Below are 13,545 nucleotides of genomic sequence, written 5' to 3'. Positions count from 1 at the left end.
GTTTCTTTGGTACAATTTAATTCCAGTAATCATTAATGATTACCCTTTTATAGAATGAAGTGAAAGTGGGGATAGTTCAAACACTTTAGCTAAACATATTAATCAAAATTATATATAATAATCATATGTCTATACGTTAAATTTAACTATATATTTTTACACCTACTACGAAGTTAGGTGAAATTAGTTGTATAACATGACTGAATTAAATAATTGGTCATGTTAATTTTGACAGAAAATTCATTTGAATGATATAGATAATACAATTTGATTAATCTCTTTTCAAACTGTATTGTTTGAGGTTCACATAATATAGGGGTTGATAAGATATTTTCGCTTCAAACTTCTTTATACTTACAAAAAAATTCAAGAAAATAGATGGTAAATATCACCTGGAATATTAAGCTCGTTTTTATTAGGAGGATTACAAAGCATGACTAAAGTTGATAAGGTTAAAGAAAAAATTATTGAAACATCTTTATATTTATTTAATACTAATGGGATAACTCGCACATCCATCCAGGATATAATGACAGCTACTGAACTACCTAAAGGATCTATTTATCGTAGATTCAAAAGTAAAGAAGAAATTGTCCTTGCTGCCTACGACAAAAGTGGTGAGATTATGTGGAGTCATTTTCATAAAGCAATGGAAAATAAAAAGACAGCAATCGATAAAATCCTTGCAATTTTCCTTGTATATCAAGATGCAGCTAATAATCCTCCTATTGCTGGAGGCTGTCCATTACTTAATAGCGCAATTGAAAGTACTGGAGTATTTCCAGAATTACAAAAAGCAGCAGCAAAAGGTTATGATGATACAGTAATGTTAATGGCTTCTCTCATAAAAGAAGGAATAGAGAAACAAGAACTTAAAGAAGATATAGAGGTTATATCACTTGCTTCCTTTCTTGCATCTTCAATGGAGGGGGCTATTATGGCAAGTCGAGTATCTAACGATAATATACACCATCATTATTTTATTGAACAAATAAAACATCATCTTTTCACTTATTCTAAATAAGTGGGAACTTGCATTGTTTTCATCCAATTTTTATAAAATTAAATTGAATACATACCCCTTATAACCAGTATCTTCTGTTTATAAGGGGTATTTGAATAGTTTTTAGACGATGGTTTATGTTTCTTATTGAACGGTTTCATTGTATATAATAAGTGGAATATAAGTTCAGTTAGATAAAATTCGGTAGTCGAATTTTTTTGCATAAAGCTGTATAATGCTTGTAACGAAAGGGAAATACAGGAAGGGATTTGTAATGAGTTACTATGGAAAAAGATAAACAACAATTAAGCGTTGAAGTTGCAAGATTATATTATCAATCAGATTATAGTCAGCAAGAAATTGCTAACAAATTAAATATTTCAAGACCGACGATTTCTAGATTGTTAAAGTACGCGAAAGAAAAAGGGTTTGTTCAAATTAGCATCGCCGATCCATTTGCGGATTTAGATAACGTTGGGAATTTACTAAAAGAAAAGTACAACTTGTTAGAGGCACATGTTGTGTTTTCTCCAGTGCCAGAATATGCAACGATTACAGAGTATATTAGTAAATATGCAGCTGAGTATATGGAAAAGACGGTTAAAAATGGTGATATCGTTGGTGTAAGCTGGGGAATGACAATGTATGAAATCGCTAGAAAAATCGTACCGCAACATGTAAAAGGGATAGAGGTTGTCCAGCTAAAAGGTGGCATTAGTCACTCGAGTGTAAATACATATGCGAATGAGACGATAGCTTTATTTGCAGATGCTTTTCAAACGACGCCAAGAAATCTACCTCTTCCAGTTATATTTGATAATGCAGTGACAAAAGAATTAGTAGAGCAGGATCGACATATTCATCACATTATCGAAATGGGGAAGCAAGCGAATATTGCAATTTTTACTGTAGGAACAGTGCGAGATGAAGCGCTATTATTCCGATTAGGTTATTTCGATAAGGAGGAAACAAGTTTACTCAAAAAACAATCGGTCGGTGACATTTGTTCACGTTTCTTTGATGGAGACGGAAATATTAGTAGTGAAGAAATTAATAAGCGGACCATTGGAATTGAGTTAGAGGAACTGAAATTAAAGAAACGCTCTATTTTAGTTGCAGGTGGTAATAGAAAAATAAAAGCAATTGATGGTGCGTTACGTGGCGGGTATGCAAATGTATTAATTATCGATCAGCATACAGCAAAAGAATTGTTACATTATCAAAAAGATTAGAAATAAAAGGCGTTCTCAAAATGTTAATTTTGAGAACGCCTTTTATTTTGTTATGTATGAATGATAGGTGTTTTTTTGAACACAAATTGCCTTTTTAAAAATAATTATGGATATGGAGATACATACTACCATTGTTAATATAAAAGTTTTGATTTTAAATAGGAATTGTTTCTTAGTTAGAATGCGCTTTATTTACTACAAGAAAATTCCTTTTAAAAAAGAATGAACAAAATTTCAAAAGTGTATTTACATTTGTTCAACTAAGAGTTAGAATGAAGTTGTTAAAAGATATGAGGAGTGAAGATAATGAACATTGCAAAGTTAATTGACCATACAATTTTAAAAGCTAATACTACTAAAGAAGATGTTATGAAAGTAATCGAAGAAGCAAAGGAATATAAATTCGCTTCTGTTTGTATTAACCCAACATGGGTAAAATTAGCGGCTGATGAACTAGCTGGACATGATGTAGACGTTTGTACTGTAATCGGTTTCCCATTAGGAGCAAGCACTACTGAAACAAAAGCATTTGAAACAAAAGATGCTATCGCAAAAGGTGCAACTGAAGTTGATATGGTAATCAACGTAGGCGCTTTAAAAGATGGCGACAACGAACTTGTTGAAAAAGATATTTATGAAGTAGTACAAGCAGCAAAAGGAAAAGCTCTTGTAAAAGTAATCATTGAAACTTGTCTATTAACAGATGAAGAAAAAGTACGCGCTTGTGAATTATCAGTAAAAGCTGGTGCTGACTTCGTAAAAACTTCAACTGGATTCTCAACTGGCGGAGCAACTGCTGAAGATATCGCATTAATGCGTAAAACAGTAGGACCAAACGTTGGTGTAAAAGCATCTGGCGGTGTTCGTACACGTGAAGATGCAGATAAAATGGTAGCTGCTGGAGCTTCTCGCGTTGGAGCAAGTGCTAGTGTTGCAATCGTATTAAATGATGCAAAAGGTGCTACAGATAACTACTAATCGATAAAAGGTTAAAGCAATAGATATACGTTTAAAGTATATCTATTGCTTTAACAATTAAAAAAAATGTAAGCGGATACGAATGGGAGGAAACGGCTTATGAAATACTTAATCGGTGTTTTTGGCCTCGTATTGATTTTAGGTATCGCTTGGCTTGCTAGTAATGATAGAAAGAAAGTCAAATATCGTCCAATCATAACGATGGTTATATTACAATTCATTTTGGGGTTTCTATTATTAAATACAAGTATAGGGAATATATTAATTAGCGGAATAGCAGATGGTTTTGGAGAGTTATTAAAATATGCCGCTGACGGTGTGAATTTCGTATTTGGTGGATTAGTAAATCAAAAAGAGTTTTCGTTCTTTTTAAGTGTATTAATGCCAATCGTATTTATATCAGCTTTAATCGGTATTTTGCAACATATTAAAGTATTACCTATTATTGTGAAATCTATCGGTCTAGCATTAAGTAAAGTAAATGGAATGGGGAAACTAGAATCATATAATGCTGTTGCTTCTGCGATTTTAGGACAATCTGAAGTATTTATATCAGTTAAGAAACAACTAGGGTTATTGCCAGAGAAAAGAATGTATACATTATGTGCATCGGCAATGTCTACAGTTTCTATGTCTATCGTTGGATCATATATGGTGTTATTAAAACCACAATATGTTGTAACCGCTTTAGTGCTTAACTTATTCGGTGGCTTCATCATCGCTTCTATCATTAACCCGTATGAAGTTACTGAGGAAGAAGATATGTTAGAAGTACAAGAAGAAGAGAAAAAGACCTTCTTTGAAGTATTAGGGGAATACATTATTGATGGATTTAAAGTTGCGATTACAGTAGCAGCTATGTTAGTCGGTTTCGTTGCTCTTATCGCATTCATTAATGCAGTATTTAAAGGTGTAATCGGTATTTCATTCCAAGAAATTCTTGGTTATGCATTTGCACCATTTGCATTTATTATGGGTGTACCTTGGCATGAAGCAGTTAATGCCGGAAATATTATGGCAACAAAATTAGTATCAAATGAATTTGTCGCAATGACAGATTTAGCACAAGGAAACTTTAATTTCTCAGATAGAACGACAGCAATTATATCTGTATTCTTAGTTTCATTTGCAAACTTCTCTTCAATTGGAATTATTGCAGGTGCAGTTAAGAGCTTAAATGAAAAGCAAGGGAATGTAGTCGCAAGATTTGGTTTGAAATTACTATTCGGTGCAACGTTAGTAAGTTTCTTATCAGCAACAATCGTTGGCTTATTATTTTAATAGATTCATATAATATAAAAAGGAATGGTGATTGTAATGAGAATGGTAGATATTATCGCAAAAAAACGTGACGGCAAAGAACTAACGACTGAAGAAATCAAATTCTTTATTAATGGATATACAGACGGAAGTATTCCTGATTATCAAGTGAGTGCGCTTGCAATGGCAATCTTCTTTAAAGATATGACAGATCGCGAACGTGCAGATTTAACGATGGCGATGGTTGAGTCTGGAGAAACGATCGACTTATCAGCAATTGAAGGAATTAAAGTAGACAAACATTCAACTGGCGGTGTTGGTGATACAACAACTTTAGTATTAGGACCATTAGTTGCTGCTTTAGATGTACCAGTAGCAAAAATGTCTGGTCGTGGTTTAGGACATACAGGCGGAACAATTGATAAATTAGAAGCGGTAGAAGGATTCCACGTTGAAATTACGAAAGAACAATTCATTGATATTGTAAACCGTGACAAAGTAGCTGTTATTGGACAAACAGGAAACTTAACACCTGCAGATAAAAAGATTTATGCATTACGCGACGTAACAGGAACTGTTAACTCAATTCCTTTAATCGCAAGTTCAATTATGAGTAAAAAAATTGCAGCTGGTGCTGACGCAATTGTACTTGATGTAAAAACAGGTGCTGGTGCATTTATGAAAACAGAAGAAGATGCAAAAGAATTAGCACATGCAATGGTACGTATCGGAAATAATGTAGGACGTCAAACTATGGCTGTTATTTCGGACATGTCACAACCGCTTGGTTTTGCGATTGGTAACGCTCTAGAAGTAAAAGAAGCGATTGACACGTTAAAAGGTGAAGGTCCAGAAGATTTAACAGAATTAGTACTTGTATTAGGTAGCCAAATGGTCGTACTTGCGAAAAAAGCAAATACGTTAGAAGAAGCTCGTGAAATGCTAATTGAAGTGATGAAAAACGGAAAAGCAACTGAGAAATTTAAAGAGTTCTTAAGCAATCAAGGCGGAGATAGCTCAATTGTAGACAATCCAGAAAAAATGCCACAAGCGAAGTATGTAATTGATGTACCTGCAAAAACTTCAGGTGTTATTTCTAACATTGTTGCAGATGAGATTGGTATTGCAGCTATGTTACTTGGTGCAGGTCGTGCAACGAAGGAAGATGAAATCGATTTAGCAGTAGGATTAATGTTACGTAAAAAAGTTGGCGATGCAGTAAAAGAAGGCGAGCCATTCGTAACAATCTACGCAAATCGTGAAAATGTAGAAGATGTAAAAGCAAAAATTTATGAGAACATCTCTATCGCTGAAACAGCAGTGGCTCCTAAATTAGTTCATACAGTTATTACTGACTAATCATCATTTCATTTACTTTGAGGGGGAAATAATATGGATAAGAAAAAATATATTGAAGAAGCAAACAAGATGTTATCGAAAGCGTATATTCCGTATTCTAAATTTCCTGTTGGCGCAGCGTTAGTTACGAAAGAAGGGAAAATCTATACTGGTTGTAATATAGAAAATGCTTCTTATGGTTTATGTAACTGTGCAGAAAGAACAGCAATATTTAAAGCGGTATCAGAAGGGGAGCGCGATTTTAGTTACTTAGTTATTACAGGAGAAACTGATGGACCGATTTCACCATGTGGTGCGTGTAGACAAGTAATTGCTGAATTCTGTGATCCGAAAATGCCTGTATTATTAACGAATGTAAAAGGTGATGAAAAAGAAGTGACTGTTGAGCAATTACTTCCAGGTGCTTTCTCAATAGAAGATTTAAAATAAGTTGAAAAGTGAACTGCACCTCCAGTTGTTAGACACGAATAACAATTGGAGGTGCAGTTTTTTACTTTATATTGCGGTGAATTATTTACTGATATTTCGTCCTCTTTTTCATCAATTTATTATTTTACCACATGTGAAATTTTAAAAAATAAATATTAAATATTAAATATTAAATATTAATGTAGTGTAAGTACAATATAAATTCCCAATTAATATTAAAAGATGATAGGCTATTTTTATAATTGAATTACCTTTCGTACTCTAAAAAACGCCCTACCAACAAAGGTTCTCTATCAATATAAAAATCTATACTAATATGGTATAATTTTCATGCTCTATTAAGTATAGAAGGGGTTTATACGATGGGACAATTTCAAAGTAATTTTCAAAGCGCTACACAAATCGCAACGCAAATGAGGGCAGCTTCAGATACAATCCAAAGCGCAACAAATCGTTCTATAAAAAAGGCGACACGTACTACGCTTTCAGTTAATTCAAAAGCACAAGAAGCGAACCAACAAGTTTTAGATTTGACGAAACAATTTTCCACCGCCTTTCAACAAGCGGTCGATAATATTCATTCGGTAGCCAAAGAGTTTGAGAGAATGGATCACGAGCTTCACAATGCTTTCCGCTAATATGACCACCTTCGTAAAGATAAAACTTTAGGAGGAAAAAAATGGATCGAGATATCAAAAAACAAATTAAACAGTTAAATCAAAAATTACGAAGTGTATTTGAAGAACAGGACCGAAATCAATCCGCGCTTCGAACTCAGGAACAAGCGGAAGCTGATTTTCACGAATTGAAAAATCGAAGCAACCGCTTATTTAACCGTATTTTAGAAACTTGGCACAACGATAAAGAGTTATCTCATTTCTTTATAAATATCCGTCAAGAAGCACAACACATTGAGCGAAAACTTACATTTGAATTAGAAAATCAAAAAGAAACATTACTTAAAGAAAGACGAGACCTTAGTGATTCAGAAAACGACCTATCCTACCAGCAACAACAATTAGCAAGGGAGGTCAATGCATGAGTTTAAATATGTATTTGGGAGAAGTACAAAGCCAAACTCAAAGCATGAATGCTGTATGTACAGCTACCATTCAAGGTATGGAACAAGCCATTCAATCGATTGATGCTTTTACAAGTGATACCGTTCTATAAGGGCAAACTTACGATAGTGCAAAAGCATTTTTCGCAGAAACCTTTCGCCCTTTAGCACAAGGAATCATATACTTATGTGAAGAATTAATCCGTCAGAACGATGCATTTCCAAGTCAATTTCAATCACAAGTAGCTCAGGCAGATGTAATTGAACAAGAAATATTAGAACAAATTCGAGAGATTGACCGAATGAAAGCAAGTATGGAAGCCATCACTCAAACTATGCCAATACCAGGTATAGACGCTATGGCAAATCTTTTTACTGTCATGAGGAAAAAACTTCAAGAAAAGTTAGACCATCTACATGAATTTAATCAAACGTCTAGCAATAACTATGCTACAGCAATTCAATTAGCTAATAGTATTGCTACAGGTCTTGCAGAAGTACAAAGTGGAAAAGGTTTTAGTCCTGCAAGTGGTACATTTAGTACACAAGTATTGAATATGGAGTGGACGACTTCTATCCAGGCGATTACAGAAGATAGGAATCGTCAGGCTGATAATTCAATTGAAGAAGGTGCAATGTGCGGTAAAATTTCGCCTAAATCTGACTTCGAGAAGGCTTGGGAAAGAGAGAAAAAGGATCTAAGTGATGCATGGACTGGTATTTCTACAGGTTTTGTAGATGGTGCTGTAGATGCATGGGAAGGATTCGTAGCTTTAGGCGATAAAGAAACGTGGTTAAACATGCGAGATGCAATTATTAATTATAAAGAAACACTTCCTGCTGCATGGAATACTTTATCAGATTCATTCATTAATGATTTCTGGAACGGAGATATGGAAAGTAGAGAGCACTATGCTGCCTATGGTGTAGCATCATTATTAACAGGTTTTATTGGTGATAAAGGTCTTAGTAAAGCAGGACAAGCAGGGAAGTTAGCAATCGCTGGCAACCTAGCAAAAGGAAAGTCGTTTATGACTAATTCTGCTGCATATAGAAATGTATTAACTGATTTTAAGTTGAACACTGGAAACCGTTTGGCTTATGCTGATGTTGGAGGAAGTTCTATAAAATATGAACTTGGTGGGGCATACCAAGAAGCGAAAGACTTATTAAATCAATTTGCGGTTTCAAAAGAGGAATATAAAGATTTAAGGAAGAGAACACCCAATAATAGGATAAGAAAAAGCGTAAATACAGACGTACCCAAAATTGATCCTGTATATGGTTATGAAGTGGAAAAACTTGAAGCTGACCACATTGTTTCAATGAAAGAAATAACGGACATGGAAGGTTTTGACCTATTACCGAGAGAACAACAAATAGAAGTGCTTAATATGGATGTAAACTTTGTTGGACTTGGAAAACCAACAAATGCTTCTAAGAATGCAAAAGATTGGAGTACATGGCCGGGGCACCCTAAATACGGCGGAAATTATAAGACTAGAAATGTTAGAACGTGAAGCAGTGGCTAGAGAAGCTTTGAAAAAATCAATAAAAGAGAGGTTACAATCCATTGAAAACAATAGTTAAAAATATAGGTGGTAAAAAGATAATAGCTACAGCAGAAGAACATTTAGGCCCCCAGATAGAAAAGTTATTGTATTTGCTAACTAAAGTAGAAGATAACAAATTAGTTGATAGATTTTCTATGCAAGTTGGTTGGTCTATTTTTGTTCTATCCAAACGTGAAGATGGGTATCATATTATTGCCCCAGATTATACAAAAAATCCATTTAAGGATACTACAGATGATCTAACAATTGCTTTATGGGTGCAATTAGAACAAGTGCATTGTTTACGTCAGTTAAATATTGACGGTGAAACAATAAAGTTTAGCGATAAAATAGTGACTTCAAAAAATGTGTTACAACTAGATGAGGTTTATTTACAAAGAGCTAGGGATTGTGACAAAGGTGATTCTGGTTGGTATATCGGTCCTGTCGATGAAACAGAAGAAACTGACGGTGAATTAGAAGCATATTACGCATATCAGCTACTAAAAATTAGACCTTCAATTATTCAAGTTTTAGCCTTACCTTATGAATATCTGGTAGTTTTTGAGAAAGATAAAATCAAAGCCATTTTAGATGATAATGATGTCGATGTTTGGAATGGAGTTACAAACTAAGATTAGTTAAGTTCTAAAATAATTGAGAGGGCTTAACCGCATGAACTCAAAAATCCCGGAAATTCTAGGAATATTAGACGGTTATGAGAAAAGGGTAATTTTAGTAATTATAGAAACTGAAGCAATGGTTTAAATTAAGCTAGAAACTTACAGGATGGAAAATAATCAATAATGAATAAATTATAAAAGAGCATCCCACCATTAAAAACTGAACTGCACCCCAATTGTTAGACACAGTCTAACAATTGGGGTGCAGTTTTTCTATGGTTAAATTCACAACTGATGAAAAAATATACATCGTTCAACGTTATTTGAACGGAAATGAAAGTTACCGAGAAATTAGTAAAGCTATTGGTATAAGAGACACCGCAATTTTGAAATGGGTAAACCAATATAAACAAAATGGCTTTTTATTTGAAAATAGGATGTAATATTTTATTCATATTCCGTTCATAAACTTTCCGTAAAATGATTGTAGCGAATATAGAAAGTTTGCAACAGGAGGAATAGAATGAAGAAATTATATAATGCGGCATTTATTTACTTAATTATTGGTTTATTATCAGGTGTATTTGCAAGAGAGTATACGAAAGCACAAGGAATTAAAGGATCCACAATGTTGCAATTAGTGCATACACATGTATTAGTGCTCGGTTTTGTATTCTTTTTAATTGCTTTCGCTTTATGTAAAGTGTTTCATGTACAAGAAACAAAGAGCTTTTGTGCATGGTTTGTTGTTTATAATGTAGGAGTAATCTTTACTATTGCTACAATGCTATGGAGAGGTCTTTTACAAGTAAATGGAACTGACTTTTACGGTTTAAGCCATATGGCTGGATTAGGTCATGTTATTATAAGTATCGGGCTCGTTTGGTTTATGATTTTGCTCAAAAAGTCTTTTAAATAGATAGGAGTGAGAAGAGTATGATAGCACTTTTATCAAGTGTCATAGCGTTTTGTATGACTGTTGGAGTAATGTTTCTACGTTTTAAAGCAGCGAAAAAGCCGGTAACGAAAAAGAAAATTATATTACCACCAATTTTTATGAGTACAGGCGCGATGATGTACTTTTTACTAGAGTTTCGATTAACATCGTTAGAAATAGTCGAGGCAATTAGTATAGGGCTTATTTTCTCTATTTTTCTTATTAAAACAACTAAGTTCGAAATAAAAGGCGAACATATATTTATGAAACCGTCAAAAGCATTCATATTTATTTTAGTAGGCTTATTAGCTGTACGCGTGGCATTAAAGTCATATTTAAGCCAATCAATTGATTTGGCAGAGTTAAGCGGAATGTTTTTCTTACTTGCATTTGCGATGATTGTGTCGTGGAGAATTGCGATGTATCGCTCGTTTACTAAATTAGAAAAGACAATAAACAGAGCTGGAATTTCTATATAGGAAATCCAGCTCTGTTTATGTTTTATTGAAATTCTTTAGCGCGGAACTCATTTGCTTAATTTTAAACGTATTTGAGCATCTTGTAATGCAACTGGTGTAACGTTAAGACCATTAGGATCAACAATTTTTGTATTTAATAAAATGGAATCTAGGCTTCCACGAAATGTTTCTGTATAGTTTTGACGCAACATTTGTTGTTCTTGTTTTTCATCAACTGTTAATCCAGATGTTCTTTCTTTTTTTGATAATTCATTAATACGGAATAAAATGTTTTGCATTTTGTTCACCTCTTATTTAAATTTAAATTAGTAACTTACTAATTTATAGTTATTGTAACTTGTTTAGTTGTCTGTGTCAATACTATCTAAAATTTAGTTAAAAATTGACGAAAAATTATAACAATAATAGAATGAAGTGTATTGAATAATTAGTTTCACAATTATACATAAAACGCTAGGGGGATTATTATGAAATCAACATTTTTTGCTCAAAATAGAGAACGATTAGCAAACACATTACCAGAGGAATCCATTACGATTTTATTTGCTGGACAAGCACCTCATATGTCAGCCGATGCACATTATAAATTTGTACCGAATCGTAATTTTTACTACTTAACGGGAATCGGTGAACCAAATGTTATTTTTATGCTGAAAAAGTTTGGGAATAGTGTAGAAGAGACACTTTTCATTGAAAAATCAGATCCAGTAATGGAAAAATGGGTTGGGAAAACAGTTTCTAGCGAAGAAGCAGAGGGAATTTCAGGTATAAAGAAAGTTGTATATTTAGATAGCTTTGAAAAGACAATGTCAAATATACTTTTTACAGAAAATGCGAAGCATCTATATTTAGATATAGAAAGTCGTGAGTGGAATGGTATGGAGACAAAAACATTAGCATTTGCTAAACATGTAAGAGAAAAATACCCACACGTAACAATTGGTAATGTATATCCGAACATTTGTGAATTACGAGTATTTAAAACAGAAGAAGAAATTGAAATTATTAAAGAAGCGATTGCTATAACGAAAGACGGTATTTACAACGTACTTAAGCATGCAAAAGCAGGCATGATGGAGTATGAATTAGAAGCACAATTTGATTTTACACTGAAATCATCTGGCATTAAGCACCATGCATTCAATACAATTTTGGCGAGTGGGAAAAATGCTACAGTTCTTCATTATGAAGATAATGATGCACAAATTCAAAATGGTGATTTAGTATTGCTAGATTTAGGCGCTCAAAAAGACTACTATAACGCTGATATTAGTTATACATTCCCGGCAAATGGAACATTCTCTAGTCGCCAAAAACAAATTTATAATATTGTATTAAAAGCATTAAAAGAAACAACAGAGATTATTAAGCCAGGATTAAAGTTCGCTGCATTAAATGAGCATACAAAAAAGGTACTGGCAGAAGAGTGTAAAGCAATTGGTTTAATTCAAGAAGATGAAGAGTTATCAAAATACTATTATCATGGTGTCAGCCATTTCCTTGGTTTAGATACACATGATGTAGGAACATATAAAGATAGAGTGTTAGAAGAAGGTATGGTTATTACGATAGAACCAGGTCTTTATATTGAGGAAGAGTCAATTGGTATTCGAATAGAAGATGATATTCTTGTAACGAAAGACGGGTATGAAAACTTGTCAAAAGATATCATTAGAGAAGTTGAAGAAATTGAAGAATTTATGAGTATAAATAATGAACATGTAAAAGGAAACCAAGCTGTAGTTAAATAATAAAAAGTCATCACTAATTTATTTGAACTTTATCTCGAATCGCGGACAATTAAAAAATCCATGATTCGGGATAGGGTTCTTTTATCTTCGAAATACTAATCTTTAATTATTAATCCTAATAAAGTTGCAAACTGAACAGCTTGATATGTTGATACTTTACATCCTCTTAAATCGTTCACTGAAACTGTAAGCGTATCAAAGCTAGAAGAACTAATATCTATCCCCTTCAGTGATGTCTGATCAAAATTAGCTTCATCAAGACTACATAATTGGAATTCAACTTTTTTAAGTTTACAGTCAAAAAAATCTGCAATATTTAATGAAGTTTCATTGAAGATGATTTTTTCTAGTTTGGAATTTCCAAATGCCGCTAAATTCAAAATTGAATTCTCAAATTTAACATTTCCTAAGCTAGATTCTGTGAAATTTACTCCGATTAATTTACTGTTTTTAAATTCGACTCTGTGAACAGAAGAATTGCTTAAATTAACATTTGATAAATCACAGTTTTCAAAACAAACATCTGTAATATCAATATTGCTAAAGTCTGTATTAGTAAACTTACAGTTTTTTATCACCGCATCATATAATCGTACTCTATCTACAGATTCATTTTCGAAAGTGGAGTCTATAATTTCACACACTTCCAATGTTGGATCTTCTTCATAAAAAATATCTTGAAAATTCTTTGAAGATAACTCTGGTGAAATTTTTGGTCTATCAATTTTCATCGTATATCAATCCTCTTCTATTTGATATATTTGTGTAATTTGAGTCTATTGTCTGTGAAGAACATTAGTTCTTATTATACAAAAATCTAAGTTCTTTTGTGAAGAGCATTTTAGCTACATTTTTCTTATTTAATAATAGAAGTGTTATTG

General features: G+C 33.1%; 14 protein-coding genes and 2 pseudogenes. 14 read left to right on the top strand and 2 right to left on the bottom strand.

Features of this window, described 5'->3' with window-relative positions; translation table 11 throughout:
• Positions 1-433: 433 nt before the first annotated feature.
• The 13 genes and pseudogenes from DN403_RS29015 to DN403_RS28955 all read left to right on the top strand — a co-directional run bounded on the left by DN403_RS29015 (position 434) and on the right by DN403_RS28955 (position 10,913).
• A complete protein-coding gene (locus tag DN403_RS29015; protein ID WP_000169651.1) occupies positions 434-1,024 on the top strand; it encodes a TetR/AcrR family transcriptional regulator in 591 nt (196 codons plus the stop codon).
• Positions 1,025-1,287: 263 nt separating this feature from the next.
• Positions 1,288-2,235, top strand: coding sequence for a sugar-binding transcriptional regulator (locus DN403_RS29010; RefSeq protein ID WP_000409779.1), 948 nt, complete (start codon positions 1,288-1,290; stop codon positions 2,233-2,235).
• A gap of 306 nt (positions 2,236-2,541) precedes the next feature.
• Positions 2,542-3,213 (top strand): deoxyribose-phosphate aldolase, encoded by a 672-nt coding sequence (gene deoC / locus DN403_RS29005; protein WP_001017441.1) that lies wholly within the window; start codon positions 2,542-2,544, stop codon positions 3,211-3,213.
• A 99-nt stretch (positions 3,214-3,312) separates the two neighbouring features.
• Positions 3,313-4,494, top strand: coding sequence for a NupC/NupG family nucleoside CNT transporter (locus tag DN403_RS29000; protein ID WP_000876177.1), 1,182 nt, complete (start codon positions 3,313-3,315; stop codon positions 4,492-4,494).
• Positions 4,495-4,530: 36 nt separating this feature from the next.
• Positions 4,531-5,832 (top strand): pyrimidine-nucleoside phosphorylase, encoded by a 1,302-nt coding sequence (locus DN403_RS28995; protein WP_001983022.1) that lies wholly within the window; start codon positions 4,531-4,533, stop codon positions 5,830-5,832.
• 33 nt (positions 5,833-5,865) lie between these two features.
• Complete coding sequence (locus tag DN403_RS28990) at positions 5,866-6,261, top strand: cytidine deaminase (protein WP_000358532.1); 396 nt, start codon at positions 5,866-5,868, stop codon at positions 6,259-6,261.
• Between the two features lie 362 nt (positions 6,262-6,623).
• Positions 6,624-6,899: a TIGR04197 family type VII secretion effector gene (locus tag DN403_RS28985; RefSeq protein ID WP_016077862.1), complete on the top strand. Its 276-nt coding sequence runs from the start codon at positions 6,624-6,626 to the stop codon at positions 6,897-6,899.
• Between the two features lie 41 nt (positions 6,900-6,940).
• Positions 6,941-7,303, top strand: coding sequence for a DUF3958 family protein (locus DN403_RS28980; RefSeq protein WP_000373354.1), 363 nt, complete (start codon positions 6,941-6,943; stop codon positions 7,301-7,303).
• Positions 7,300-8,340 (top strand): annotated as a pseudogene (locus DN403_RS28975) (T7SS effector LXG polymorphic toxin); the annotation flags it as partial. The gene DN403_RS28980 and the pseudogene DN403_RS28975, both read left to right, overlap by 4 nt.
• Before the next feature lie 554 nt (positions 8,341-8,894).
• Positions 8,895-9,509, top strand: coding sequence for an immunity protein Imm33 domain-containing protein (locus tag DN403_RS28970; RefSeq protein ID WP_000849724.1), 615 nt, complete (start codon positions 8,895-8,897; stop codon positions 9,507-9,509).
• Positions 9,510-9,772: 263 nt separating this feature from the next.
• A pseudogene (locus DN403_RS28965) lies at positions 9,773-9,916 on the top strand (transposase); the annotation flags it as partial.
• Positions 9,917-10,020: 104 nt separating this feature from the next.
• A complete protein-coding gene (locus tag DN403_RS28960; RefSeq protein ID WP_016077859.1) occupies positions 10,021-10,416 on the top strand; it encodes a DUF2871 domain-containing protein in 396 nt (131 codons plus the stop codon).
• 17 nt (positions 10,417-10,433) lie between these two features.
• The gene (locus DN403_RS28955) at positions 10,434-10,913 is read left to right on the top strand and encodes a CcdC family protein (RefSeq protein WP_016077858.1); all 480 of its coding nucleotides are present in this window, start codon (positions 10,434-10,436) and stop codon (positions 10,911-10,913) included.
• 47 nt (positions 10,914-10,960) lie between these two features.
• Here DN403_RS28955 and DN403_RS28950 read toward each other — a convergent pair whose 3' ends face one another.
• Positions 10,961-11,191, bottom strand: coding sequence for a DUF896 domain-containing protein (locus DN403_RS28950; protein ID WP_001179616.1), 231 nt, complete (start codon positions 11,189-11,191; stop codon positions 10,961-10,963).
• 189 nt (positions 11,192-11,380) lie between these two features.
• Here DN403_RS28950 and DN403_RS28945 point away from each other — a divergent pair, with 189 nt between their 5' ends.
• Positions 11,381-12,664: an aminopeptidase P family protein gene (locus tag DN403_RS28945; protein WP_000842964.1), complete on the top strand. Its 1,284-nt coding sequence runs from the start codon at positions 11,381-11,383 to the stop codon at positions 12,662-12,664.
• A gap of 95 nt (positions 12,665-12,759) precedes the next feature.
• Here DN403_RS28945 and DN403_RS28940 read toward each other — a convergent pair whose 3' ends face one another.
• Positions 12,760-13,395: a pentapeptide repeat-containing protein gene (locus tag DN403_RS28940; protein ID WP_000687269.1), complete on the bottom strand. Its 636-nt coding sequence runs from the start codon at positions 13,393-13,395 to the stop codon at positions 12,760-12,762.
• Positions 13,396-13,545: the final 150 nt, after the last annotated feature.

This window comes from Bacillus sp. AY2-1 (genome assembly GCF_008368965.1).
Classification (GTDB): Bacteria; Bacillota; Bacilli; order Bacillales; family Bacillaceae_G; genus Bacillus_A; species Bacillus_A thuringiensis_S.
The sequence above is the reverse complement of the archived record's forward strand: the minus strand, read 5'-3'. Positions and strand labels throughout refer to the sequence as shown.